Genomic DNA, 26,583 nt, shown 5'->3' with positions numbered 1-26,583 from the left:
CTTTTTTGTGCCTACTCCGGTATTTGAAAATTGGTGATTTGAGGTTTAGCAGGAATATCTACTCGCTATTTTGCGCAAGAGAACTTCTTTAATGCGCCCAACAACTGCCGATATTCATCACATAATGCTTCAGCGTTTTGTTTAGTCATTACAAAATTAGATAAACGCATTGAAACGACGCGTAATTTCTCTTGCAACAGCTGTAACTCATCATCCATGATTATGCCCTTTAGATTTGTCTCTATTTTTAGTGATGTTGTTTTTGCCGGGTTTAAGGCTTTAAAGTCGCCTTTTTGCCCCTACATTTTCGCGCATAATGTGTGCGAACAACAACTTTAGTATAACGCCAAGTAAGCTTACGACAAGCCTCTTGGTCTATTGTTTTTTCTTGAGTGATAAATAAAAATGCAAGCCTCTGAACTACAAAATAAATTTGAGCGCATAAGAGCAAACAAATGGTTTGAAGCCTTTGTTATCAGCGTCATCGTGATATCGGCGCTATTAGTCGGTGCGAAGACCTATGAACTACCTACCGGCATGTCATCTATTACGTTGTTTTTAGACTGGTTTATCAGCGCTTTCTTTCTAACTGAAATCACAATTCGCTTTTTAGCGGAAAAGCAAAAGCGTTACTTTTTCAAAAGTTTCTGGAACTGGTTTGATACCCTCATTGTAGTTATCAGTCTAATCCCGGCAGACGACACTGAACTTGCGCTGATTGCGCGTTTAGTGCGGGTCTTCCGCGTGCTTCGTATGATTTCAATCATCCCAGAGCTTCGAATATTACTTGTTTCTCTAGTGAAAGCTCTCCCTCAGCTAGGCTATGTCATGCTGCTGATGTTTATCATCTTCTATATATACGCAGCGGTAGGCAGCACACTATTTGAAAACATTAATCCGGTGCTGTGGGGCGATATCACTATTTCTATGCTGACACTCTTTAGGATCATGACCTTCGAAGATTGGACAGATGTGATGTACGAAACTCAAGAAGTGTACTCACTCAGCTGGATTTTTTACTTAACTTTTATCTTCTTTACCGCCTTCGCATTCCTCAATATGGTAATTGGTATTGTGGTCAATGTGATGGAAAGAGAAAACGAAAAGGCAAGAGCAGAAAAAGAAGCTGCCTTACTTGAAGAGCAAATCGCACAAGGCAATATCGAACCTACACTGCATGATGTGCTCAAAGAGTTGCGAGAGCTAAAAGCGCAGGTCGCGTCACAAAATAGCAGAGAATAACTGCCAGAGGCTGTCTAGACACAGCTAGTAAATCAGAAGCTACCCAAGCAGACAGGCAGGCAACCATAAAGAGAAGGCCACGATAAGTGGCCTTCTTTCATTTCAGTTTTCGTTACTAAAGAAAGCTAACCGGGTTAGCTAAAAACTTTACTAAAATGCCTTACACGCCGTATTGCTGCTTTAGGCTTTCTACTCTTTGCTTTGCAGCTTCAGAGGTGAACTCCCTACTTGCTAGGCGTCGCTTCGCTAAGGCCTTTTTATCGAGTTCAAGTAACAAAGCTACGTGATTTAAATACACTTCATCGCTAGCAATGGGGCCTGTTGATATTTGCTCATACAGGGTTAGCGCTTCTTCTTTCTCACCTTTAGCGATATAAATCTGCGCTAATGTGTCTACAGCATCAGCATTTTCACGCTGCAGCGATACCGCTTTTTTCGCTAGCTCTTCAGTCTCGCTGAAGGTCTTTATCTTCAAACGCTAAATACGCCAAGTTGTTAAGCACCACAAAGTTATCAGGCGTTTTAGTAAGTATAAGCTCATAGGTATCAATGGCTGCGGCTCTATCATTACCAATTTGACGCTCAGCTAACAGCATTGCACTTTGTACATCGTTATTGTGCGCATTTACGTGCTTTTGTAGAAAGCTAAACGCTTGCTCTTTTTTACCTGACATCTCCAGGGCGGCAACAAGCAGCAAAGCATTGTCTGAGTTTGAAGTGGCATCATAAGCCGCCTTTGCGTGGTCAACGGCCTGCTCTGGCGCTTTATCTATAAGATGTAAACGTGCAATAACGCCTCTTACAAACGGCAATGCCTTAACCTCGTCAGAGACATTGTTGATAATCTCCCATGCCGGTTTTGACTGACCAAGACGGCTATGAAAATAAGCTTTCAACAGCGTTAATTGAGCGTCTGGGCGCTTAGACAATACCTTGTTTGTTAACTCTAATCCTTGCTTGAATTGCTTTTGAGAGTCGACGATAAGTAGCTTGCCCAATACAGCATTTTTATCTTGTGGGTAAAATGATAACCAGCGATCAAAGAAGGTCGTTGCATCTTTTACGTTATTAGTAGCAATAAGTGCCTGGCCTTTTAAATTCCAGAAAGTCTGAGGCGATGACTCGTCACCTTCAACAGCCGTCAACAGCGAGACAGTTTTATCTAGCTGGTTATTAAGCGAATACATTCTTGCAAGTAAAAGGCGCAGGTTAATATTGCCCTTATTGGTATTAAACTGTGCTTGGGTATGCTTAACAACGTCGTCGGCATCACCACTTTCCATTGCCAACGCAAACCACAGCGCCAGTGCTTGGACGTCAGCAGGGTTCTCGTCGATAAAAGCGCGAATAAACGCAACTGCATTTTCTTTCTTGCCCTCGGCAACAAGCAATTTAGCTCTTGAGTACGTAACCTCGTTACCAGCGTCGCTAAGCTCGCTCGCTTTGTCTAAGTACTGCGCTGCTTCTTGATAAGCGCCTTCTGCCGTTGCAATGTTACCCAAATAAATTAAGGGAGCGGCAGTCTGTGGCGACGCTTCATGCCACTCTTTTGCCGCACTTTTCGCCTTATCGAGTTGGTTAGTCGCTATGTAGGCGCGCAGTAAGGTTGCTTGTGAAGTGACAGACTCAGGCGCTTGCTCAACCGCCTGTTCAAGATTTACTAATCCATCAATGTCGTTTAATGAAAGCTGTAACACACCTAAACGAGATAAGTCTTCAGCTGTTGTGCTGACCCCTTCTGATTTTTCTACCATTTGCTGAGCGCCAACGACGTTGCCTTCTCTAAGCAACTGGTAACTGGCTTTCGAAAACAGGGCCGCATCAACACCCTGCTCACCTTCAACTCTTGCTAATACTTCAAGAGCCTCATCGTTTTCACCTAGTTGGAGCATACTGTCTGCCAGCATTCGAAGACCAGGGTGATTATCAGGCAAGCTAGACGCCACCATGGTTAAGTGGCGCTGGGCTGCTTCGAAGTCTTGAATTTGATACGCACTAAAACCCGCAACCAAACGCACAACCTGATCGCTCCTACCGTTTTGAACGGCAATTTCTAGGTGCTCAAGGGCTTTCGCGTAATTTTCGTTGGCCGACTCAATAATGCCTTTGAAAGTATTTAGCAGCGGATGGTTTTCGTTTAGCACCAACAAATCATCGACAATAGGCTGAGCTTTATCCAGATCTCTAATTTCAATAAGAAGCGCGGCATACGCAAATTTACTGGTAACGTCATCTGGAAACTGGCTAACATAAACGCCGTATACCTCTGCGGCTTTTTCAGGTTCGCCATTTTGCAGGTAAATTTTGGCAAGCTGTTGCAATACGTCTTTGTTGGTTGGCGCTTGCTCACGCAAGGCTTCTGTTGCGGCTAATGCGCCTTCCATATCGTTTTCTAGCACAAAGGCATAACTATCAATAAGGCCTTTGTAAACCGAACTGGTATCTAGGGTAGAAAGATCGGCTAGAAGCGCTTGCGCCTCTTCGTTTTTACCAAGTTGCATAAGAGCTTGGAGCTTATAAAAGCCCACTTCTGCTGATTCAACCGCGGTCATTCCTTCTGCGCGATAATCCACTTCAGCGAGGGCGTTTTCTGCTCCTGACTGTTGATAGGCAACAGATAACAATGGAATAACTTGGCTAACGGGATGGCCTAAGTCCATTGCTTTGTTAAGTTCTTTTTCTGCCGCCGCATAATTGTTTTGTTGTAGGTACAGTTTTCCTAGCTCGAAGCGAGGTTCTGCCACATTAGGGCCCTTTTGAATAGCGTTTTTGTATTCAACGATGGCGGCATCAAACTGCTGTTGAGAGGCATAGTTTCTCGCATCAGCCAAATGGCTTTCCATCGACTTCTCGCTACACCCTGACAAAAGTGCACTGGTTAACATAACGGCTAACGTGGTGCGTTTAATTAATTTATTAGTTCTATGCTTTGTCATTGTAATTCCTTGCCCTTCCTCAAATTTTTGTCGTCACATTCCTGCTCTTTGTCAAAAGCACTGACTAAACTGCTTATTATTTCATCGAATTTGTGCAATTTCGTGGCAACCTGTCCATTATTCGAATATAATACGGTTTTTTGCAACACTGCTGGCAAGCATATCGCGAAATACGCTAAGAATACGCTTCATTAACTCGCCGGACAGGCCAGTTCAACGCTGTATAGCGTCTTGCGATAATAAACCGAAAAAGTACGGTTTAGTCGTATGCCGCACCCTCCTTACTTAATGCACCAGGACCCTTAATGACCACAACTGTCGACATGACATTTAAAGACCTCAATTTACCAGAACCAATCTTACAAGCCCTTGAAAAAGTTGGCTACGAGAAACCGTCTCCTATTCAGGCTGAGAGTATTCCTCTTATTCTTGAAGGGCACGATTTACTCGGTCAGGCACAGACAGGGACAGGAAAAACCGCTGCGTTTGCCCTGCCTATGTTGGCAAATATCGATCCTGAGCAACGTAAGCCGCAATTACTGGTATTGGCCCCAACCCGTGAACTAGCTATTCAGGTTGCAGAGGCGTTTCAGGTTTATGCGAGCTTTAGTCAAAAAATTAAAGTACTTCCAGTATATGGCGGTCAGTCGTACGACAACCAAATTCGCCAGCTTAAGCGTGGCGTTCAAGTGGTTGTAGGTACACCAGGCCGTATCATTGACCATATAAAGCGCAAAACACTAGACTTAAGCGAACTTAAGTTCTTAGTGTTAGACGAAGCTGACGAAATGCTTCGCATGGGCTTTATTGATGACGTTGAACTTATTCTTAGCCACGCACCAGAAGAGCGCCAAACCGCGCTGTTCTCGGCAACTATGCCTGGTCCAATTAAGAAAATTACTCAGCGTTACTTAAAAGACCCTAAGCACGTTAAAATTGCGTCTAAAGTAAGTACAGCTAGCACTATTCGCCAGCGCTATTGCCAAATTGCACCACACCATAAACTTGAAGCGCTAACCCGCATCATGGAAGTGGAAGTGTTCGACGGCATGATCATTTTCGTACGTACGAAAACCGCTACTGTTGAATTAGCAGATAAACTGTCTGCGCGTGGTTACGATGTAGAGCCGCTAAACGGTGATATTCCTCAGGCCGCCCGTGAGCGTACTGTTGAAAAGCTTAAACAGGGTAAGATCGACATTCTTGTAGCTACTGACGTAGTAGCCCGTGGTCTTGACGTTGAGCGTGTAAGCCACGTTATCAACTACGATATCCCGTATGACAGTGAGTCATATGTACACCGTATTGGTCGTACCGGTCGTGCTGGTCGTCAAGGTGATGCAATCTTATTTATCTCTCACCGTGAAAAGCGCTTGTTGTTCTCGATTGAGAAAACCACTAAGCAGCCTATTGAAGCGATGCCTATTCCTTCAATTAGCGAAATCAATGAGACCCGTTTAAGCCGCTTTAAGCAGTCAGTTGCCGAAGCAACTCAAGACGATAGCATTGAATCATTAATGCCTATTGTTGAGATGATTAAAGAAGAAAACGAAGCATCGCCTGAAACCATCATGGCTGCGCTACTTAAAATTGCGCAAGGCGACGAGCCGTTAATTCTTAAAGAATCAGATCGACCAGACATTAATAGCAAGCCTCCGCGCGACAACCGTGATAGAAACTCTCGTGATGGTCGCGAAAGAAAGCCAAGAGTGCCACGTGGCAACCGCAAGCCAGAAGAAGGCATGCAGCGCTTCCGTATTGAAGTAGGTCATGTTCACGGCGCTAAGCCTGGCAATATCGTAGGCGCTATTGCGAACGAAGCAAACATAAACTCGAAGCACATTGGTGCTATCGAAATTTATGACAACTTCAGCACGGTAGACCTTCCTGACGGCATGCCTAAGGAAACCCGCGATACGCTTCAAGGCACACGTGTTGCAGGTCAGCGTTTAAATATTCGCGAATGGTCTGATACGCCACCGGCTAAGCGAGAAGGTCGTGGCGATCGTGGTAATCGCGGTGACAGAGCACCTCGCGGCAACCGTGAAGACCGAGGCAATCGCGGAGACCGCGAAAACCGTAAGCGTAAGAACTAAATAGCAACACATTCAGCCTTTATATAACTAATTGCAATATGAAGGCTGTTTTCGTTGTTTTCTAATTAAAAAGAATTGGCGCAAAATAGTGTCAGTTCTTTTTTTGTATTTAAAGCTAAGAAAACCTTTATGGATTACTTTCCGCTATTCCTAGACGCTAGAAAACTCAATGTCCTTATTGTTGGGGCCGGTGAAGTGGCAGCCCGTAAGCTAGAGCTTATTATGAAGACGCCTGCAACCATTACAGTGGTTGCACCTTGGGTTTGTGACACGGTTAAGCAACTAGCGTTAAATGAGAAAGTCACGCTGATAGAACGTGAGTTTGAAAATAGCGACCTTACCCATAAAGACATGGTGTTTATTGCCACGGATAAAGGCGATGTTAACCAGTATATTCACGACTTAGCTCGCGCCAACAAAGTTTTGGTTAATGTGGTAGATAACACGCCACTATGCCAATTTATTACCCCTTCTATTGTTGACCGCTCTCCCATTATTATTGCTATGAGCAGTGGCGGTGTTGCGCCGGTTCTGCTGCGTTATTTACGTCAGAAATTAGAGACTGTTCTGCCGGCCAATTTAAGTAGATTGGGCGCGTTTTCTGAAAAATTCCGCGAAAAAGTAAAACAGACGCTTAACGGTGTAACCGCAAGACGCTACTTTTGGGAGGACGTACTTGACGGCGATATCGCGGAAATGGTTGAAAAGGGCCAAGACCAAAAAGCTGATGAAGCGTTTGACTTAGCACTACAAGCTGCCGCTGAAGACAAAAAAGTCGAAGGGCAAGTGTATTTGGTAGGGGCAGGTCCTGGCGATCCAGACTTGCTTACCTTTCGCGCCCTTCGCTTAATGCAAAAAGCTGACGTTGTTGTTTACGACCGCTTAGTTTCCCCACAAATTCTTGAGCTTGTGCGTCGCGATGCGGAGAAAATCTATGTAGGTAAGGCTAAAAGCAATCACACGCTTCCTCAGGACGATATTAATCAGCTGATGGTTGATGAAGCGAAAAAAGGTAATCGCGTGGTGCGTTTAAAAGGCGGCGACCCCTTCATATTTGGGCGTGGTGGAGAAGAAATTCAAACTCTTATTCAGCACGGTATTGAGTTTCAGGTAGTTCCCGGCATTACCGCAGCAAGCGGCGCATCAAGCTATGCAGGCATTCCACTTACTCATAGAGATCATGCACAGTCTGTGGTGTTTGCTACTGGCCATTTAAAAAACGGCACTATAGAACTTAACTGGCCTGCCCTTGCGCAAAAAAATCAAACCGCTGTGTTTTACATGGGGCTAACCGGTTTGCCTATCATTTGTGAAAAAATGATTGAACACGGACTTGATGCCTCAACGCCAATAGCACTGGTTCAGTCAGCCACCACTGAGAAGCAGCAGGTGTTAACCGGTACACTTGAAGACATTGTCGTTAAGCAGGAAAAAGCGCAGCTTCAGCCACCTACACTCATTATTGTGGGTAGCGTAGTAAGCCTTCACGATGAGTTGAACTGGTTTCAAGAATAGGCGACATAAGTCACCTCAGATTGATCATAAACCCCTCTTTTTTCCGGAGGGGTTTATTTGTTCTAGCAGCCGAAGGCTGCGTTTTATCCAAAGAACACCTTAACGTGGCTTCGTCTCTCAATCCCCTTAGACCAAATTCAGCATAAACTTGTTTTTTACATATAGGTGCGCATACTCAGTAATGTGATGAATATGTGGGAAATGATGTGGTAAACAATGTGAAGGGCGGTGCACATACAGCGATTGGAAATGCGTTGAAAAGATATGTATTCGTGTCTCAATTTCACGTGCTCTGCACATTAAAACCAGCCAGCATGCTTATGCTGTTTTCTAGCCTCTGTTTAGTGACTGCTGCACACGGCGAACAACTCAAATACAGCAAAGTTAACACGGATACGGGGGTAAATTTTAGCTACGAATGGCTAGATAACGATAACAGGCGACAATCTATTTCTTTTGAGTTATCTAAAAGTGCATTAAAAGAAGCCCCTTCTCAGCAAGCTAACTACAAACCGAAAATAGCACAGCGATACATTATTGTTGCATTAACTAAAGAAGCAAAAAAAATAGACCCAAAAGTTGCGCGTGTGAAGATAACGCCAAAAAAAGAGTCTATTGATATTCAGGTTACAGGCTCAGACGAAGCGCAAGTTGAAGAAATACTCAATAATTTAAAAGCTATTCAGCAGCAAGAGTACGATAAGTACTTGCAAGATAATTACTTTACCCGCTTCACTACCTTGTTTAATCAACAAGCAATAAAACCCGATCATGTGCGATATGTTACCGAGTCGGTAAAGCCTTTAATAGCAGCATCGCAGGCGTTTTATGAAAAGGTGAACGTACAGTCAGACTACAGAGGATATTTTTCACTACTTCTTAGTTGGCTTCAAAGTATCCCTTACGACACATTAGAAGACAGAGTAGTAAGTAATGGCTCTGGCTATGCGCCGCCTGTCAGCGTACTTATGCAGAACCTTGGTGATTGCGATAGTAAGGCAGTACTGGCATCGTCGATGGTGCGCGCATTTTTACCGTCCACGAAAATGATCATGGTATTTTTGCCAAATCATGCCTTGCTCGGCATTGCCTTGACGCCCATGGCCGATGACAGAACTATAGAGCACGAAGGCGATACTTACGTGCTCTACGACCCCACTGGCCCAGCACTCATTCCATTTGGACAAGTATCTGAAGATACCGAACGCCACATTGTCACCGGGCGCTATCAAGTGGAAACTGTCGAATAAAAGGAACAAATTCATCCTTGGTGTATTGGGAAAATATCTTCACTGAATGTAAAAATAAAAAGCACCTTTTTGATTAAGGCGCTTTAAATAAAATACTTGGGAAGAGTAACTCGCTAGAGGTTTTCTTCAGCAAAGCTCGCTAGTCGACTTCTTACAACGCCATCTAGATTAATGGTGGCACTGCCCGAGAAGTCCTTGAACTTCTCTACCAAATAAGTAAGCCCAGAGGTCACGGCGCTCAGATAGTTACTATCAATCTGCGCCAGGTTACCACCTACAATGAGCTTAGTTCCTTCACCACAACGGGTGATGATAGTTTTAAGCTGTGACGCGGTTAAGTTTTGCGACTCATCCAAAATCACTATGGCATTTTGAATACTTCTACCTCTCATAAAGTTTACCGACTTATACTGGATATTGGCCTTTTCCATGATGTAGTTCATAGAGCCTTTGGTGTTTTCATCATGCTTGTGAAGTACTTCAAGTGAGTCAGTAATCGCTGCCAACCAAGGCAACATCTTTTCTTCTTCAGTACCCGGTAAAAAGCCAATAGACTCAGCGATTTCTGGCGTGCTTCGCGTAACAATGATTTTGTCATACATGTTGCGCTCTACCACCATTTCAAGGGCTGCCGCTAACGCAAGTAGCGTTTTACCACTACCGGCAGGGCCTGTGAGAATAACCATATCAATGTGCGGGTCTAGCAGCGCATGAAGCGCCATTGCCTGACCGATATTTTTAGGTGTAATGCCCCAGGCGTGACGACCCATTAAGCGTTCGTAACCTAAATCCAGTACTTCTAAATGATCGTCGGTGATCTCTTCAACTAAACCTGCAAACTGTTTTGTTTCATCGAGTAAGAACTCGTTTACATACGCCTCGGGCAACATGGATTTTGGTATGGTGTGAATGGTGTCTCGACCTTCACTACGACTATCCACGCTTTTTACGCTGTCCCAGAAATTTCCCTCAAAGGTATGGAACCCGCGAGATAAATATTTGATATCGGTAATAAGCTGGTCGGTTCGATAGTCCTCAACATGAGCAAGCCCTGCCCCTTTCGCTTTAAGGCGCATGTTAAGATCTTTAGTTACCAACACCACTTTTTGCGGCGCAAAGGTCTTTTGCAAGTGCAGCGCTACGTTAATAATGCGGTTGTCGTTCTCATTGCTGGTGAAGACTTGCTGGGCTTCGACCATATTAAGGTCGGCAAAGATAGATAGGCTACCTGTAGGTGCCGTTTGCCCCGCGCCAAGTCCTTCCATCGATACACCTGCAAGCATATCTTCTGGCGTTGCGTCGTGGAGTAAGTCCTCCATCGCCCGAATGGATACCCGTGCGTCGCGCGCCACGTCTTTCTTACTGTCTTTTATGTAGTCGAGTTCTTCCAATACGGTCATTGGAATAACAACATCATGTTCTTTAAAGGAGAGAAAAGCGTGAGGTTCGTGCAGCAGAATATTGGTATCGAGGACGTAAATCTTAGTATCGGTAGAATTTTTTTTTGGCATCCTTCACTCCGGTAAATAAAGCCAGGTTAGGCGTATAGTTCATTTATGAACCCGCGCACTAACAAGCTACAGTTACGGTTGTAGGAGAATGCCGCTCGAAACAGGACTTCTTCCCCTACTCGCGTCGACTGAGAAGCAGTACTACACTTTCTGCCTCAAAGGTTCGTCAGTTGAATTAGCGAACCCTTAATTCCACCATAATCCAGTTTTTAAGATTTAGCACTGTTTTTTCTTTTTTTATTTTCATTTAGAACAAATGTAAAGCGCAATCGTCTTAGTCTTTTTTCACATACGCAATGCTAACAAGCTAGTTCTCTTTGTTCGTGAAGTACCCAGCGCGCTCTAAAATTATCTCTGTTTGATTCTGCGCGCTTTCTAATGCCGCCTTCACGCTTTTTTTACCGGTAACCACGTCATTGACTTGTGCCCCTACTGCATAGCCAATAGCAGTAAACTCTGGGATAGGGATAAACTGGCTTCCAATCATGGATTCACTCGGTTCATCGCTTGAAAGTAACTTCAACGCTTGGTGCTCAAACGCAGCATAAGGCACGACTTGCTGATAAGCACTTGAATACGTAGAGTGCCTAGTACCTGAAGGGGCTGCGTATTCACCGCTAACTTTCTTGAGGTCATCAATAAAGGTTTTTGATGTTAAAAAATGCGCAAGTCGCTGGGACTCTTTCACATAGCGCGATTGTTTCGGAACGGCAAAATTCCATGACCAAAACCACTGCGCCCCTTTCTGTTGCGTTCCGAGCGGCGCATAAGTAACGCCAGTGGATTGAGTAACCTTAGAGAAATTTTTATCAAATAGCGCGCCGCCTAAAGAAGAGGCATCAATGAAAAACGCTAACTTGCCTTGAGCAAAAAGTTTTTGGTTCTCTTGCCACCCCATATCTTCATTTCTTGGGGGGCCAACGTTCTTTGCAAGGTCAGCATACATATTCACTGCATCAAGCCACGCCGTGCTGTCTAGGGTAGGTCGCATTTTTTCATCTAACCACGATGCCCCATAGGTATTGGCCATGGTACTCACTAATGCCATATTCTGTCCCCACCCCACGCGCGTTCTAAGCCCTACGCCATAAACTTCTTTTTCGGGCATATGTACTTGTTGAGCTAGCTCCTTAACGTCGGTATATGTGAGCACTGAGGGAAGGCTTAAATTAAACTTATCAAGCAGGTCCTTTCGGTAGAAAGTCAGTGTTGTTTCAGCGACAAACGGTAACCCGTAAAGCTTACCGTTAACGGTGTTTGCATTAAGAGCTGCAGGAATGACATCATCAATATCATAATCGTCAGGATGCGTGTTAAAAGGAACGAGAATTTCCCGCTTCGCCCAAATAGGAAGCCCGTAATTACCAATTAATACCAAATCAAAGCTATTTTCATTAACTGAAAAATTACCGAGCAATCGGCGGCGTAAAACGGTTTCATCCATTATTCGCCATTGGATATTTGACAGTGATAGAGGGGAGCCGTATTTATCCAGGTATGCTTTTGCATTAAAAACAGCATTAATATCTGGCGCGCCAACAATTAATGCATCTTCGTTTTTTGAAGTGTTATATACACCATACTTTTCGAGTGTGCGCGCCAAAAGCCCATTCTGTTTTTGTTTCTGTAACGCTAGGTTGAACTTCTCAATTAGCTTGGAAGACTTAGGGTTTTGTTTTGAAAGCGCTAGATGAAAAGAGCTTTGCACTTCCTCCCCAGGGATAAATATAAACTCACCTTTGAGGCTAGGTCGCTCGTTAACTAATGCTTCCTTGGCGCTATACTTATCAATAAATAAAACATCAATTCTCTCTCTTCCAAGTAAATCTAATAGATTAACCGTAGACTTTCCTGGGTACATATTGAAAAACGCTTCATTTGATAAAAATTGCGGCGCTACTGTGCCTCTGAGGTACCCAATTCCTCGCAAGTTTTGTCGTTTGAGCCATTCAACTAGATTAGGTATTTCACTTCTATTCTTAAAGTCTTTCGTCCTAATTAGGAACCCACTTGCTCCCGCTGGGATAGCATCAGATAGAAGAAATGCGTCATTAAAACGCTCGTAGTCATGAACAGGAAAGACACCGTCTACGGCGCCCTTTTTCGCCAACATTAAAGCCCTAGCATGAGGGTAACGCTCTACATTAAGCGGCTCGCCTAGCTCTTCAAAAGCTCTTATTACCACTTCATTCACATAGCCTTTCGACACGTCTTGGCTGTCGCTAAAGGGGCTTACCTCTGATGTTGCAAGCGTAACAGGGCGTGCATAGGTGAAATTGGTGCCAAGTAGAAAAACCAAACATAGTAAGTACAACCCTATCGCCTTTTTAGGTACCGACGTACGGGTAAAAAGGGAAACAACATCACCCGTTATATTTGGCATTATATAAGTTCCATTATTCATTAGATGTAAGTTTAAATAGCAGATAAAAACAAAACGTGCGTTACTATCAGTAAATAAATTAATATTAAATCAGCCAGCCCTCATTAACATTATTTTAACCCTGGTTGCGAAACACACGCGTAGACGCTGATATTGGCTACATTCGTAATACGCGAAAGTAAACCATTATTACTACACTTAAAAAGGATCTTTTAGTTGTGATGCCCCCCCTTCGAACTATAGCTCATCCCTTTCTTACCCTTTTAGTGTTGATAGTCACTAACTTTGCGAGTGGCGTAAGTCTCGCTAACCAGGTCGACACCGTAATTGAAAAAATTCAGACAGAAAGCGGTGCTAATTGGGAGCTAAGCTATACCCTTGATAAGCCTTCACAACAGCTAGTATTCGTCCGAAATCCTGACGCTTCTAGAACCACTCGCTGGCTACCAAAAACTAGTGACATTGAGATTGCCTACGACACCACTTCACAACAAGAAATTGTGCGCTCTAAGACGGGAAAACCTATTTCTAAGGTTTCTTTTGTACTCACCCCCACTTACAAACACTTGGGCAAAGACTATGCGCCGTTTTCGCCCTTTTCGAACGGTGGCAATGCTTTTCATTCTGGTCGTCTGTTTGCTTGTGCTAATGCTTGTAAAGATGAACATAATGAATGGCCCATCACCCTTAAAGTACCAAGTGGCGAACATATCGTTTTAAACGGAAAAGTAGTTAGTGGCAGCGCCTCATGGGTAGATAAAAATAATGGCAGACAGGTTTATGTAGGTAAGCAGCAACCTATGATCACAGACAGCGCCGTTGCTCTTATTGACCCAGCCCTACCTGAGAGCATACAAGCGAAGCTTAAGTACGACATGCCCAATATCATGGCTTATTTCTCTCACTCTCTTAACCCACTTGCCACCGAAAAACCTATGCTATTTGCTTCTTACGCCATGGTTGACGGTCATTCCTCACAAGGCGGCACGCTGCCAAATCAAATTTTTATGCACTGGAACCGAAATGATTTGGACAAACGCGCTGAGAATAGCGACTTTGCCAATAAGACGTTGTGGTTCTTTGCCCATGAAGCAGCACATTTATATCAGCCAGGTAATACCGCCGGTGTTTCAGAGAATGACGAACAATCGTGGTTACATGAAGGTAGCGCCGACTACTTTGCGGCACTAGCTATGAACTACCTTTATGAAGATGCCAATAGCTATGTGGATAGGCGTATAACCCACGCGTTTGAAAGCTGCACGCAAGGTTTAACGCAAAGCACGCTAGCCAACGCTTATAAGAACGGACGCTTCAATCTTTATTACTCGTGCGGAATGGTAATGCACCGCGCCATCGATGGCGTGGTGCAGCAAAAAACGTTAGGTGAGGAGTCGCTGTTCACCGTATGGAAACGACTTCAAAAAGCAGTGAGTCGAGGCATGCCGCCTGGCACAGCGACCTTTTTAGCATTACTTGAGCCTTATAACGCACCTGAACTTATTGACGCCATAAACAATGCAACTAGCGATGATGCTCTCAAAGCCATTCAAGGGATTGAAACTTTGTACCAGTTACCTGAGTAGGCTACTTAATGAAGTAGCCTATTGCTTTATATTCACCATCAACTTCCACCATAGAAAGGGTCTCTACTTTCATTGTGGTCTGGGAATCAAAGTCAGTGGTGAACGACAAAATTAAGTAGTTTCCTTTAGGCAATCCTGGCAGTGAAGTTGGCGCTTGTGTTAATGCGATTTCCCTCGACTTGGCTGCCCCCAATGGCTCCCTGACTAGCTGCATCGCCTCGGTCCATTTAGCTATTGAAATACCGCTTCTAAAAATAGCCCCACTCTCTTTCCAGCTTTGTTCATATTCACCGCTGTCGATAAGTTCCAGCCAAGTTGTTGCATCTTCAAGGACTTCGCTACTGACATTAACTGGCTTGCCAGCTTCGATTACTTGGTTGCTACCATTGTTCGCATTGACCGTTTGCGCATAATAAATAGCCACAAACAAACTGATGGCGAGCGCTAGCGTGATCCAAAGAACATGTTGGGGATTCAACGACGTTGGCCGGTCAAGCTGCTGTTTAATTGCATGATGAGCTGCGGCATTCTCGCCCGCAGTAGAAGTTTGCGAGGTTGGCTGCCCTTGAGCATGACTTGTAGTGGCGAGGGTTTCACCCATTAAAAGCGTATCGGGCGTCGTTTCGAAAACCGAAGCAAGTGCGCCTATTGAATCGTGTGATGCAGATTGTGTTTTCTCAATTCGCTGAATAGTACGCAAACTCAATCCGGACACATCTGCCAGATGCTGCTGACTCCACGCCTTAGCATTGCGAAGTTGTATAAGCTTTTGACTGTCTACTTTCATATCCATCTCGCGCTTCCTCCTGTTAGCTGCGCTTCACATACGTTAAAAACGTAACGCGGTTAACAGTAAGAAATATCCATGGTCAGTGATACGACAGTTTTACGTCAACCCTGTGACAAAGCAAGCCTGATGGATACGTTAACGTTCTTATTCTTTTGCTAACCAGCATTCTCGCTGTGAAGTAATGAAGGCACTACTCTTGCTAATCGTCTTATTGACGCAGAGGTATAGTTACTCAATCACGTCCCCCACCTGCAACCGTAAATCAAATAAGCTAGTATTAATGACTTATCACAACGCAATGCGTACAATACCGCCCCCCGAAAAACAGGTTGGTGATTTATGAGTTCAGATAGTCAATTTTTAGTTGGTCAGCGTTGGTTAAGCAACACCGAAATAGAGCTGGGGCTGGGCGTGGTTATCGGTAACGATTTCCGCTCAGTTGAAGTGTTGTATCCGGCAACAGGCGAAGCGCGAAAATACACAAAGCAAGACGCGCCCCTTACGCGACTAATATTCGAAATTGGCGAAACGGTCAAAAGCCAAGATGGCTGGGAAATGACCATTACTGAAAAAGAAGAAAGCCAAGGTTTATTTATATATCACGGGCTCCGGGAAGACACCAAGGCACAAGTGCGTTTACCTGAAACCATGCTAGACAGCCACATTCGCTTAAACCAACCTGAAAAGCGCCTGTTTAGTCAGCAACTAGACAATCCGAAATGGTTCGACTTACGCGAACGCGCCCTAGATCATCAATACGAATATTTGCGCTCAAGTACTATCGGCCTTGCCGGTGCCCGTATATCGCTTATCCCGCACCAGCTACACATAGCATCAGAGGTAGGCGGCAGACACGCGCCTCGCGTATTGCTTGCTGATGAAGTAGGGCTTGGTAAAACTATTGAAGCAGCGCTAATTATTCACCAGCAGCTTAAAACTGGTCGTGCCGAGCGCGTGCTTATCTTGGTGCCAGACTCGCTCATGCACCAATGGCTAGTTGAGATGCTGCGCCGCGTAAATCTTCCTTTCGCCATTTACGATGAGAGTCGCTGCGAAGCAATTGAGAAGAGTGAAGCGATAGAAAAGAGCGAAGGCCTAGAAGATGACGATACAGCTGACACAGGCGCAATAAACCCGTTTGAAAGCGACCAGCTGGTACTTTGCAGTATCGACTTCCTCAGTAAGAGCGAAAAACGCCAGCAGCAAATTCAAGCCGCAGGTTGGGATTTAATGGTTGTCGATGAAGCCCACCACCTTGCGTGGTCAAGTGAAGCTCCCTCTGCCGAATACCTATGTGTTGAAGCACTAGCGAATCAAACACCTGGCGTATTGCTACTTACCGCAACGCCTGATCAGCTTGGTCACGAAAGCCACTTTGCACGCTTACGCCTACTCGACCCGGCTCGCTTCCATAGTTACGACGCTTTCTTAGATGAAGAATCGAAATACAGCCAGCTCGCCGATGCGGTAGCGCCATTACTTTCAGACGCCGAGCCTAATGACAAACAACGCAGCAAACTCGCAGAATTCGCGCCTGACGTAATGGAACATGCAGGTGATTTAAGCTCGCCGGAAAATCGTCATGCGTTGCTGCATCAACTTATCGACTGTCACGGTACAGGTCGCATGTTGTTCAGAAACCGCCGTGCCAATATCGAAGGGTTCCCAGAGCGTAAACTAAGTGCATATGAATTGGCTTTACCTGAGGTTTATTCAGAGGCAGTGAGCGGCGGCGACCTAACCTATTCACTATACCCTGAGCGTATGGCAAGTGTGGTTAATAGCTGGACTAAGCACGACCCACGCGTTGAATGGCTGCTAGATTTTATGCAAAGCGTTAAGCCAGAAAAAATACTGCTTATTTGCGCCAGCGCTCGTACTGCACAAGAGTTAGGCGAAGTCATTCGCACGCAAACCGGCATACGCCACAGTGTATTCCACGAAGGCATGAGCATCGTTGAGCGCGATAAGGCCGCCCATTACTTTGCTGACGAAGAAGACGGCGCTCAAATTCTATTGTGCAGTGAAATTGGCAGTGAAGGCCGTAACTTCCAGTTCGCTCACCACTTGGTTCTGTTCGACTTGCCTATTACGCCAGACCTGCTTGAACAGCGTATTGGCCGTCTTGACCGTATTGGCCAAACTCAAACTGTACAAATTCACGTTCCGTATTTAGCGAAAACCGCGCAGCACGTTTTACTAGATTGGTATCACGAAGGACTTAATGCCTTTGAGAAAACCTGTCCGACCGGCTCTGGTGTGTTTGACGACGTTAAACCTTTGCTTATTGGTGCCTGCTTGCACCCTGACGATATGAGTGCCCGTGACGAGCTTGTAAACATGAGCGTTACGCTAAATAGCCAACTGGTGGCTCAACTTGAAGCCGGTCGCGATCGACTTCTTGAGCTTAATGCTTCTGGAGAGGGCCGTGTAGAGCAACTGCTTGAAGACATTATCACCCTTGATAGCGAACAAGATTTGTCGCGCTTTATGGGCCGTGTATTTGACGCTATCGGCGTCCAGCAAGACGAAAAAGGCAATGACTGCTTTATTCTTATGCCAACCGAATCCATGGTAAGCCAGCTTCCAGGGCTTGACCCAGAAGGCATGACGGTCACTTACAAGCGCCGTGTTGCCACCACGCTTGAAAACGTACAGTTTCTTAGCTGGGACCACCCGCTAGTACATACCGCGATTGATGTAGTACTCACCGACGTACACGGAAAAAGCAGTATGGGCTTTATTGCCGAGCTATCTTTACCGAAGGGCGCCTACTGGATAGAAACCCTTTTTGTGCTGCATGCACAAGCGCCGAAAGCGCTTCAATTAGGCCGTTTCTTGCCACAAACGCCTGTGCGGGTATGTTTAGATGCGCAGGGCAATCCTTCTGACTTAAGTTTTGATGTTAAGCGTAAAATTGGCCGCAAAATTTCTTCTCAACTTCTAAAAGCACTGCAACAGCCGCTTGAACTTGCAATCGAGAAAGCACGTAAGCTTGCCCATCATGAGGCTAACCAAAAGCAGCATGATGCCCTTAACGATATGCATAGCACATTGAATGATGAAATACAGCGCTTGCGCGATCTTCAAAAGCGCAACCCTGCTGTGCGCGATAGCGAAATTGAATTTATTGAAACGCAAATGAATGCGCTCGATAAGGTCATTCAGGAAGCTGATGTTCAGCTAGACGCAATACGTATTGTGGTGAACAACCCGTAAATGCAAAATGTTAAGCACTGAAAGAACAACGTTGAAGTAACGAGTACATAATGGCAAACCCGAGTTTTGTTTATAACCCGCCTATGACGCCTTATCTTGATATCCTGTATCAAGATGAGGATGTGGTGGTAGCTCACAAGCCTAGCGGACTGTTAAGCGTGCCAGGAAAGGCCTTAGAGCACCGAGACTCGCTCATTAGCCGTGTTAATTGTGTATACCCTACCGCGACGGTAGTTCATCGGCTAGATATGGCAACATCGGGTATCTTAGTGCTGGCACTGAATAAAGAGAGTCATCGCCATATATCAAAACAATTTGAGCTTCGACAAACTAAAAAGCGGTATTTTGCCCGAGTACATGGTCATGTAGCACAAGACAGTGGAGAGGTTAATTTACCCCTTATTTGCGACTGGCCGAACAGACCGAAGCAAATGGTAGATTTCGAGCGCGGTAAGAAAGCAGTGACGCAATTTGACGTTGTCGAGCGTACCCATGATGAAAATGGATTGCCCTACTCTTTAGTTGCCCTTTATCCCATCACAGGTCGCTCTCATCAACTGCGCGTGCATATGCTTGCTTTAGGCCACCCTATTTTAGGGGACAGACTTTATGCCCATGAAGAAGCGTTATCTATGGCCTCTCGCTTGCAGCTACATGCAGAAAGCTTAAGCTTTTCCCACCCTACATTCGGGCACTGGCAGCATTTTCACATTCCTATACCTTTTAGCCAGTACCACCCCAAAGCCCTTTCTGAAAGTATTGAGTAGTTAGCGGTTCTTTATTTTATCTATGGACTTCATTTCAGTTTTATAAGGTTCTGCCGATAACCTTCTTAGAATACTTGGTGTATGAATTGATTTGATGCTGCCGTAACCGCGCAAATCAAAAATAGGTAAAGGCAAACCGTTTTTTATGAAAAGGCACGCTCTTCTTATAACATTTGCAGTTATCGTATCGCTGCTGCCTGTAACGGCGCATTGTGATTTTTTCACAGATGTAAGTAATGCCTATTTGCCCGGAGAAGTGGACGCGTTAATGGTGGGCGAAGAGAAAGCCCCTGTTATTTTCATTGAGGCACGAACTCCGCTCCCTTTGGGTGTTGCCGTGATACTCACTGAACCCTTTCCATCTAGCTTGACCCTTGCAGAAGGTAACAGCCTAGCGAGTATGCTTGCTGAGAAAGGGTGGAACGTAATTATCAGCCCATTTAATTTGTCGACAAGCTCACCATCGGTTCTAACTACTGAAGAACAAACCAGTGAAGCCCAAGCAGAAAGCGCATCCCCATCGATGGGTAGTGAATCAATCATCCACCCGAGAAGTGATCAACTGACTCAGTACCTTGATTTTAAATCAACAACGACTGCACTAACGCTGCAACTCAGTGCTTTAGATAATTATTTGCAAGATAGAACGGGATACCGCATGGTCATTGCGCAAGGAATGCTTGCAACGGCCTACTTGTCTGCAGTAGAAATGCAGCCTGGTTTACAACCAGACTCATTTGTCGCTATATCGCCATTCTGGCCACAAGAAAAAACAAATAACTTAGTGATTGATACTATCGCGAAAGCCAGCTTTCCCATTCTTGACTTGTCTTTAATAAACTTTAATGACTGGGAAGCAAGCACCGCAATGAAAAGAAAGGTTCGTGCAAAAAACGAACTGAAATTGCACTATAGGCAAGTCCACCTGCCAAATAATTCTTTAACCTTTAGTATAAAAGAAATTGAGAAACACCCTAACATTCATATAGTTGCAAATAGCATCATAGGCTGGACCAGGCATCTAGGCTGGTAATTCCTCTATCTTAGGATTAGGCTAAATCAGTATCCAAAACAGTTACCTACCTTTATTCATACGAATAATGGGATGTTGAAGTCAATGGTAGTCATGTTATGGGCTATACTATTTTTTAGCAAACAACGACGGTTGAGTGGCTTGTGAATGTTCAAGATTTTGTAGATAACAAAGCGAAACAGCTGTGTTTCTATTTGCGAGCATTTTGGCAGGGAGAGCTTCCTATCGAGGAGATCGAGCTATTCTTTTGGGATAGTATGGAAGAATGGGGGCAAATTGAATGCACGTTAACCCAGCCATATACGCAAAAAGAGCGTGTTTTTTGGCATTTGCTTCATCAAGTGCATTACTGGAATGAAGATAAACTAACAAAAGACCAGTTTCTTGTTGATGAGTTAACAAACTGTGTTAACTTTTTGGAAGGTTTAGGGCACTGCCCTCTGGATTGCGTCGGGATCCGCCCCTAATTTCCGCTCACTTACAACGGTATACTCCCCCCTTGGGTTAAAACGTATCGCTTAAAAGTTCATCATGCCCCCACAGTTTTATTGCTAAACACAATGGTTCATGGCTCAATACACTTTTGAGTCAACGCCGAAGGCCGAAGTATTGCTAACTGCATTAAAAACGTTCAATGACAAACGCTTCTTAACCATTTTTCTTTTTGGCGTTTCCAGTGGCTTCCCTTGGATCATGATTGGTTCAGTATTATCGGCATGGTTAAAGGATGAAGGGTTATCGCGTTCGGCGATTGGTTTGTTCGGTATTATCTTCGCCACCTACTCATTTAATTTTCTATGGTCGCCCCTTGTCGATAAGCTTAAGCCGCCAATGCTAGGACAAAGACGAGGTTGGATCTTTTTGATGCAAAGCGCTGTTGTTTTCCTGTGTCTGGCCATGTCCCAACTTACCGCAAACCAAGACCTATTCTACGTAGCCCTAATTGGTTTACTCATTGCCATTGCTTCTGCCACCCAAGATATTGCTATTGATGGCTTTCGTATTGATTGCATTGAAAAAGAAGACAAAGATGGTATGTCTGCTGCATCATCAGTAGCAACAGCTGGATGGTGGACGGGCTACGGTGGCCTTGGCGCTATCCCCTTTTTCTTAGCAGACCTCACTTCCTGGACTTGGCCAGATATTTACTTATTACTTGGCGCTATCATGGCCTCTTTGGCAATAGCTACCTGGTTTGCTAATGAACCCGCTGTTGATAGGGAAGCTTTGCTTGAGCAAGTAACGGATGTAGACGCAAAAAGCTCTGCAGCAATTAACTGGATAAGAACAACACTCATAACACCATTTTCGGAGTTCTTTAACCGCAATGGCATCAAGCTGGCTGCTTCATTCTTACTGTTTATTTTTCTTTTTAAAATTGGAGAAGCGTTTTTAGGTCGTATGAGCATCGTCTTCTATAAAGAAGTGGGTTTTTCAAATAGCGATATCGCCACTTACTCAAAGCTGCTTAACTGGTGGGTGACGATTGTCTTTTCTCTGCTCGGTGGATTAGTCAATATTCGCTATGGTATTTACCGAGGACTGATGATTGCAGGGGTTGCCATGGCGGCTTCAAACCTTCTGTTTGCTCTTATCGCGCAAACTGGGCCTTCAACTTCACTGTTAGCCATCACTGTAGTCGTCGACGGTTTTACCGGAGCATGGAGCACCGTTGCCATGGTCGCCTTTATATCGCTTTTATGTAACCGCGCTTTTAGCGCAACTCAATATGCACTTATGGCCTCACTAAGTGTTGCAGGACGAACATTGGTTGCTTCTAGCAGTGGTCTAGTTGTTGATAGTCTTAATGGAAACTGGAGTTTGTTTTTCATTTTGACCGCTGTCATGGTGGTCCCAAGCCTTTGCTTTTTATATTCCATAAGAGATCACATAAAGCGCGTCGAAGCGCCATAAATTCCTTACACCCTGTTGTTGTCTACATTTAGTGGCCTTGCAACTTTGTATTAGTTGCCTACATTTAAAGAAGGTAGTTAATACAAACTCTTGCAAGGAAGAAATTTGAGCGCAAACAAGGCTGATCCACCGCAACGCAAGTCATCACTGGTATCCACCGCTTTTACCTTTTCAAAAGTAAACGCCTCGGCTATGTTTTTCGCGGCCATTATTATCTCAATCTTGTTTGTGTTAAACACCAAACAGCAGTCTTTCATTACTAGCCTTAAGCAAAAGAGTGATTTAGTAAACAGTATAATTACCGCTGAACATCGAATTCACCAATTCAACAGACAAACTCAAAGCGATAATGGCAATCATACCGCTCTAGCCCATCAGTTACAGGTAACGTACCAGGGGTTACATCGATATTTACAAGACAGATGGAGGGTCAGCGACGCTCCTGCGCCCGTTTCTAAAGAAGAGTTTACAAAGGCATATAAAGGTTTAAATAGAGCTACAGCCGAAGAAAGCGCCAAAACAACGCGAATATTGCTTTATACGTTTATGGCGCTCCCCCCTACTGAAATGAAGCCTTATATTGATGATGGCTTTAGCCTTCTTCCTCTTCTAAGCACCTTACAAGCGGAAGAAAATGCGGCGTTACTCCGTGTACAGGTACTGCGGCAAAAGATGTTGATAACCACTTTATTTGGCGCAGTTGTTCTGGTTCTTTGGTATCTTGGTGCGTGGATTATTAGTAAAAGCTCACCCAAGAAATCTCTGCGAAAACTCAACAAGTCAAAGGTACGGCTTGCTATTGCTGATAATGATCAAGATCTACAGAACAAAGAGTTTTTACAGCTTATCAGCCATGAGTTTAGGGCCCCGATTAGCGCCATAATTAGTGCCTTAGAGCTTATTCCTAATTTGGAAGATCAGCGTACTCGGTTAATTCAACAAGCAGAGCAATCCAGTTATCGACTGCTAAATTTAACCAACAACCTTACTGATATACTCAATAATCACATAGAGGATGACCTTCAACTTTCAAAGGTAGACTTGATCAGCTTGTTAGACGAATGCATATCCCCTTTTTCGGTAAGGATTAAAGACAAAAAGCTCGAATTTAACATGCACTGCAGTCATAGCGTGCCAAGTTATGCTGAAACCGATGCTATGGCCCTTTCCAAAGTCATAGTGAATATTCTCGATAATGCCGTGAAATTTACTTCAACGGGTTTAATTGACGTGACCGTTACAACGCTAGTTAAAAACAAAAAAGTTTTTCTAGTAATCATTATTAACGACACCGGCATTGGCATTGATGATAGTACGCAAAAACGCATGTTTGAGCGCTTTTATAGAGGAGAGCATTCGCAAAGTCAGCGCTACCCAGGGGCGGGGATTGGGCTATCGGTTGCCAAACGCAGTATTGATAGACTTGGCGGTACACTTCAAGTCAGCAGTACCGTTGGCGTCGGATCTGAATTTAAAATATCACTGCCTATTAAGCCAGTAGAAGATTCACCATCGGTGTCATCTACCCCTTCAAATGCCAAATTCGCGGTTGTCGACGATTTAGAAATCTCAAGGCTTCATCTACAGTCTATTGTCACGAAAGAAGGCTTTAGCGTTCGCACATTCTCGTCTGGCGCCAACCTTTTGAACCTCCACGAAGAACTGCTTCAATTCTCGGGCATCATTGCCGACTTATATATGCCAGGGATGAATGGACTTGAACTGGTAAAAACACTGCGCGCAATCTATGGAGAACGAGTGCCGCCGGTCATCGTATTGTCTGCAACACCGGATATCGCCAATATTATCGCCAAAAGTGAGCTACCCATATATCAGAGCTTTGTTAAACCTATCGACCGAAATCGGTTTGTAGACGCCATTCATCAACTAACGGCAAATAATGCAAAAGTCATAAAAGATGTAGCCAAGGCCAACATATTAGTTGTTGAAGATGAGCCGATTAACGCCGAGATGGTGGAGTATATGCTACAAAGTATGGGTCACAATGTGACGGTGAGTTATACCGGCGACGATGCAATTAGCCGAGTTAACGAAACCGACTTTGACTGCGTGTTGCTCGACATTCAATTGCCAGATATTAACGGCTTGGAAGTAGCAAAAATAATGAAAGAAGGGCACCCTAACCTCCCTATAATTGCACTTACCGCTAATGCCCACAGAAACGATAAAGAAGCTTCACTGCAGGCGGGTATTCGATATCACCTTGTGAAGCCTGTTACCTTTCAGGAACTCAAAAATACCTTACGTCTTGCACTTTTATAGATGGTGTTTTTCTAAGTATAGATACGGTACTGATTTCGACCGTTTTCTTTCGCCTGATAAAGCGCTTGGTCGGCACACTCAAGCCATGCCATCGACTCCTTAAAGTCGGGAGAAAACTGGGCAAGCCCAAGGCTTACAGTGAAGCTTATCGATTCGCCCTCATGCTCAACCACCAAACGCTGGGCAAATTGTCGAATACGCTCGGCCACCGCTTTCGCATCGTCTACCGTTGAATCGTTAAGGATAATTGCAAACTCCTCACCGCCATAACGCCCCGCCAGATCGGTTTCCCGCACACAACGTTTAATCAGGGCAGCAAGCATTTTTATGACTTTGTCGCCAGTTTGGTGCCCGTAGGTATCATTAACCCGCTTGAAATGATCGATATCTAGCATGAGTGCGGTACTGGGCTTTCCTCGTCGAACGCATAACTTGTGCATTTCATCAAAGCGTTCTTGCCAATAGCGGCGGTTAAATAACCCTGTAAGCCCATCGACTCGGCTTGCAGTTTTCAACTCTTCGTTAAGATGCTGCATTCCCAGTTTGCCCAGGGCTTGCTCGGTCACATCGTAAACCAGCATACAGAACCGCTCTACACGTCCGCTTTTATCTACAATAGGGAACATGGTCACGTTTTGGTACATAAACTCAGCGGCGCAAGTAACCGGACGATTACAATCGAACTTTAATAAGTAAGGGCGCTGCTCCCAAATGATAAACACCGGACTTTTTAAATTAAATACAGGGTCAACTTTGGTTCTGAGCCACTTCTCTTCTATTTCTGGGAAGTGTGTAAACAAGCTAGTTCCAACCATAGCGTTCGCTTTCTTAGCGCTATGATCCTCAAGAAATTTATTCCAGACCTGCACGTTGAAGTTGCGATCAATTACCGCAATCCCTACTTCAATTGAGTCGAGTAATTCTGCAGGTACGTGAGATGAACTAACGAGGGTTTCTGCAGCGAGTGTACCAGTTGAAGCATTCATAGACTTTCCTTGTCTTGTATTATAAAACCATCATCGAACAGCCGCGCATAAATGTGACTCATAGCATCACCGGGGAACAGCAATAGAAGGTCGAAGGAAATATCTCTCGACTTTATCGCATAGCCAATTTCAATGGCCATTAATTTTCCCCAGCGCTGTACGTTATCGCTTAAAAGCGTTGATAAACCTTGGTGCTGCCCGAGTAAGATAGGATGCGTATGACTGAAAGCAACATTGAGTTGTTCTGACAAACCATTTAAACAAGCACCGATTAGAATATTCGACACGTCCATTAGGGCTTCTAGGGCAAGTTTATCTGACGATGCCGACGAAGGGTATTTCAACAATTCAACAATATTTTGCGTATTCGTATCGTTAAAGATAACCAGGGCTTCACCACTTATACCTTCGCTAATAAACCCTTTTGAAACCGCAGAAACGCTGTCATTACGATTAATCTCGGCAATCGCCATAGACAATTCGTTGCTTTCAATTAAGTTAACATTAGGTATGGGTAGGTCAATAAACTCACCTAGCAGCTGGGCTAGATTTTCTCCTGCGCGCCCCATGGCAATATTGACCATTTCACGGCATGCGTCTAACTGCTCTTCATTACTCGCTGGGCCCTTGGCTTTAGGCGCACTTGACTCACTTTGCCCCTGGGCCTTTTGTAAGTTAGCCCCTGATGAATGGCTCTCACCGCTATAAATGCCGTAGGAAGATAAGATATGACTAAGCTTATCATTATCAATTGGCTTTCGAATGAAATCTAAAGCACCCAGGGCGAGCATTTTTTCCCGCGCTTGCGCCTGAACATCACCAGACACTACCACCACTAAGCACGGCAAGTCCTGTTGACGAATGGCTTCCATAGTTTGGTAGCCATCCATTATCGGCATGTTTAAATCGAGAAAGACCACGTCGCCCTTACCTTCTTTGATAAGAGCTAGGGCTTGTTCACCATTCTCGGCAAATGAGGCATCTACATCCCACCCGTCGGGTAAACTGCGCGCCATTTGCCGCCTTGCGAAGCCCGAGTCATCGCAAATCAATATTGGAGTACTCATGGTAA

19 protein-coding genes are annotated in these 26,583 nt (G+C 44.7%); 11 read left to right on the top strand and 8 right to left on the bottom strand.

Going from position 1 to position 26,583, the window contains the following annotated elements:
• Positions 1–65: 65 nt before the first annotated feature.
• Positions 66–218 carry a hypothetical protein gene (locus ACYX4W_RS06380; protein WP_474808806.1) on the bottom strand — a complete coding sequence of 51 codons (153 nt, stop codon included), beginning with the start codon at positions 216–218 and terminating at the stop codon, positions 66–68.
• Between the two features lie 187 nt (positions 219–405).
• Here ACYX4W_RS06380 and ACYX4W_RS06375 point away from each other — a divergent pair, with 187 nt between their 5' ends.
• Complete coding sequence (locus ACYX4W_RS06375; RefSeq protein ID WP_476055024.1) at positions 406–1,242, top strand: ion transporter; 837 nt, start codon at positions 406–408, stop codon at positions 1,240–1,242.
• A 160-nt stretch (positions 1,243–1,402) separates the two neighbouring features.
• Here ACYX4W_RS06375 and ACYX4W_RS06370 read toward each other — a convergent pair whose 3' ends face one another.
• Positions 1,403–1,717, bottom strand: a complete 315-nt coding sequence (locus tag ACYX4W_RS06370; RefSeq protein ID WP_476075027.1) for a tetratricopeptide repeat protein — start codon at positions 1,715–1,717, stop codon at positions 1,403–1,405.
• Positions 1,689–4,178 carry an XrtA/PEP-CTERM system TPR-repeat protein PrsT gene (gene prsT, locus ACYX4W_RS06365; protein ID WP_476075026.1) on the bottom strand — a complete coding sequence of 830 codons (2,490 nt, stop codon included), beginning with the start codon at positions 4,176–4,178 and terminating at the stop codon, positions 1,689–1,691. Before prsT ends, ACYX4W_RS06370 begins: the two co-directional genes overlap by 29 nt.
• A 305-nt stretch (positions 4,179–4,483) precedes the next feature.
• On the opposite strand from prsT, the gene ACYX4W_RS06360 reads away from it, so the two are divergent.
• The 3 genes from ACYX4W_RS06360 (at position 4,484) to ACYX4W_RS06350 (ending at position 9,039) form a co-directional block, all read left to right on the top strand.
• Positions 4,484–6,274, top strand: coding sequence for a DEAD/DEAH box helicase (locus tag ACYX4W_RS06360; RefSeq protein ID WP_474853553.1), 1,791 nt, complete (start codon positions 4,484–4,486; stop codon positions 6,272–6,274).
• 129 nt (positions 6,275–6,403) lie between these two features.
• A complete protein-coding gene (gene cysG, locus ACYX4W_RS06355; protein WP_476075025.1) occupies positions 6,404–7,789 on the top strand; it encodes a siroheme synthase CysG in 1,386 nt (461 codons plus the stop codon).
• 272 nt (positions 7,790–8,061) lie between these two features.
• On the top strand, positions 8,062–9,039 hold the full coding sequence (locus ACYX4W_RS06350) for a hypothetical protein (protein ID WP_476075024.1): 978 nt from the start codon (positions 8,062–8,064) through the stop codon (positions 9,037–9,039).
• Between the two features lie 113 nt (positions 9,040–9,152).
• Here ACYX4W_RS06350 and ACYX4W_RS06345 read toward each other — a convergent pair whose 3' ends face one another.
• Both ACYX4W_RS06345 and ACYX4W_RS06340 read right to left on the bottom strand, forming a co-directional pair.
• Positions 9,153–10,550 (bottom strand): PhoH family protein, encoded by a 1,398-nt coding sequence (locus ACYX4W_RS06345; protein ID WP_474808821.1) that lies wholly within the window; start codon positions 10,548–10,550, stop codon positions 9,153–9,155.
• A gap of 307 nt (positions 10,551–10,857) precedes the next feature.
• Positions 10,858–12,933 (bottom strand): extracellular solute-binding protein, encoded by a 2,076-nt coding sequence (locus ACYX4W_RS06340; RefSeq protein WP_476075023.1) that lies wholly within the window; start codon positions 12,931–12,933, stop codon positions 10,858–10,860.
• A gap of 221 nt (positions 12,934–13,154) precedes the next feature.
• Between ACYX4W_RS06340 and ACYX4W_RS06335 the strand changes: the two genes are divergently transcribed.
• Positions 13,155–14,519, top strand: coding sequence for a gluzincin family metallopeptidase (locus ACYX4W_RS06335; RefSeq protein ID WP_476075448.1), 1,365 nt, complete (start codon positions 13,155–13,157; stop codon positions 14,517–14,519).
• 1 nt (position 14,520) lies between these two features.
• Here the strand turns inward: ACYX4W_RS06335 and ACYX4W_RS06330 are convergent, their stop codons facing one another.
• Positions 14,521–15,312: a DUF4019 domain-containing protein gene (locus ACYX4W_RS06330; RefSeq protein WP_476075022.1), complete on the bottom strand. Its 792-nt coding sequence runs from the start codon at positions 15,310–15,312 to the stop codon at positions 14,521–14,523.
• A gap of 336 nt (positions 15,313–15,648) precedes the next feature.
• On the opposite strand from ACYX4W_RS06330, the gene rapA reads away from it, so the two are divergent.
• From rapA to ACYX4W_RS06300, 6 genes are all read left to right on the top strand, one after another.
• Entirely contained in the window at positions 15,649–18,528 is a 2,880-nt protein-coding gene (gene rapA, locus ACYX4W_RS06325; RefSeq protein WP_476075021.1) for an RNA polymerase-associated protein RapA, read from the top strand.
• Positions 18,529–18,578: 50 nt separating this feature from the next.
• Complete coding sequence (gene rluA / locus ACYX4W_RS06320; RefSeq protein WP_476075020.1) at positions 18,579–19,295, top strand: bifunctional tRNA pseudouridine(32) synthase/23S rRNA pseudouridine(746) synthase RluA; 717 nt, start codon at positions 18,579–18,581, stop codon at positions 19,293–19,295.
• A gap of 145 nt (positions 19,296–19,440) precedes the next feature.
• Positions 19,441–20,328: a DUF3530 family protein gene (locus ACYX4W_RS06315; protein ID WP_476075019.1), complete on the top strand. Its 888-nt coding sequence runs from the start codon at positions 19,441–19,443 to the stop codon at positions 20,326–20,328.
• Between the two features lie 143 nt (positions 20,329–20,471).
• Complete coding sequence (locus tag ACYX4W_RS06310) at positions 20,472–20,795, top strand: hypothetical protein (protein WP_474827940.1); 324 nt, start codon at positions 20,472–20,474, stop codon at positions 20,793–20,795.
• A 100-nt stretch (positions 20,796–20,895) separates the two neighbouring features.
• Positions 20,896–22,242 carry an AmpG family muropeptide MFS transporter gene (locus ACYX4W_RS06305; protein WP_476075018.1) on the top strand — a complete coding sequence of 449 codons (1,347 nt, stop codon included), beginning with the start codon at positions 20,896–20,898 and terminating at the stop codon, positions 22,240–22,242.
• 105 nt (positions 22,243–22,347) lie between these two features.
• Positions 22,348–24,525, top strand: a complete 2,178-nt coding sequence (locus ACYX4W_RS06300) for a response regulator (protein ID WP_476075017.1) — start codon at positions 22,348–22,350, stop codon at positions 24,523–24,525.
• 11 nt (positions 24,526–24,536) lie between these two features.
• On the opposite strand, the gene ACYX4W_RS06295 is transcribed toward ACYX4W_RS06300, so the two are convergent.
• Positions 24,537–25,511 carry a GGDEF domain-containing protein gene (locus tag ACYX4W_RS06295; protein ID WP_476075016.1) on the bottom strand — a complete coding sequence of 325 codons (975 nt, stop codon included), beginning with the start codon at positions 25,509–25,511 and terminating at the stop codon, positions 24,537–24,539.
• Positions 25,508–26,578, bottom strand: coding sequence for a response regulator (locus ACYX4W_RS06290; protein ID WP_476075015.1), 1,071 nt, complete (start codon positions 26,576–26,578; stop codon positions 25,508–25,510). The genes ACYX4W_RS06295 and ACYX4W_RS06290 overlap by 4 nt, the downstream gene beginning before the upstream one ends.
• Positions 26,579–26,583 lie beyond the last annotated feature (5 nt).

This window comes from Alteromonas sp. ABH4_454 (assembly GCF_056311775.1).
The sequence above is the reverse complement of the archived record's forward strand: the minus strand, read 5'-3'. Positions and strand labels throughout refer to the sequence as shown.

Excerpts from the sequence above, each read along its gene's own strand:
- ACYX4W_RS06305 (WP_476075018.1), top strand. The coding sequence starts at position 20,896 with ATGGCTCAATACACTTTTGAGTCAACGCCGAAGGCCGAAGTATTGCTA.
- rapA (WP_476075021.1), top strand. The coding sequence starts at position 15,649 with ATGAGTTCAGATAGTCAATTTTTAGTTGGTCAGCGTTGGTTAAGCAAC.
- ACYX4W_RS06335 (WP_476075448.1), top strand. The coding sequence starts at position 13,155 with ATGCCCCCCCTTCGAACTATAGCTCATCCCTTTCTTACCCTTTTAGTG.
- ACYX4W_RS06380 (WP_474808806.1), bottom strand. The coding sequence starts at position 218 with ATGGATGATGAGTTACAGCTGTTGCAAGAGAAATTACGCGTCGTTTCA.
- ACYX4W_RS06295 (WP_476075016.1), bottom strand. The coding sequence starts at position 25,511 with ATGAATGCTTCAACTGGTACACTCGCTGCAGAAACCCTCGTTAGTTCA.
- ACYX4W_RS06375 (WP_476055024.1), top strand. The coding sequence starts at position 406 with ATGCAAGCCTCTGAACTACAAAATAAATTTGAGCGCATAAGAGCAAAC.
- ACYX4W_RS06290 (WP_476075015.1), bottom strand. The coding sequence starts at position 26,578 with ATGAGTACTCCAATATTGATTTGCGATGACTCGGGCTTCGCAAGGCGG.
- ACYX4W_RS06330 (WP_476075022.1), bottom strand. The coding sequence starts at position 15,312 with ATGGATATGAAAGTAGACAGTCAAAAGCTTATACAACTTCGCAATGCT.
- prsT (WP_476075026.1), bottom strand. The coding sequence starts at position 4,178 with ATGACAAAGCATAGAACTAATAAATTAATTAAACGCACCACGTTAGCC.
- cysG (WP_476075025.1), top strand. The coding sequence starts at position 6,404 with ATGGATTACTTTCCGCTATTCCTAGACGCTAGAAAACTCAATGTCCTT.
- rluA (WP_476075020.1), top strand. The coding sequence starts at position 18,579 with ATGGCAAACCCGAGTTTTGTTTATAACCCGCCTATGACGCCTTATCTT.
- ACYX4W_RS06345 (WP_474808821.1), bottom strand. The coding sequence starts at position 10,550 with ATGCCAAAAAAAAATTCTACCGATACTAAGATTTACGTCCTCGATACC.
- ACYX4W_RS06340 (WP_476075023.1), bottom strand. The coding sequence starts at position 12,933 with ATGCCAAATATAACGGGTGATGTTGTTTCCCTTTTTACCCGTACGTCG.
- ACYX4W_RS06360 (WP_474853553.1), top strand. The coding sequence starts at position 4,484 with ATGACCACAACTGTCGACATGACATTTAAAGACCTCAATTTACCAGAA.
- ACYX4W_RS06315 (WP_476075019.1), top strand. The coding sequence starts at position 19,441 with ATGAAAAGGCACGCTCTTCTTATAACATTTGCAGTTATCGTATCGCTG.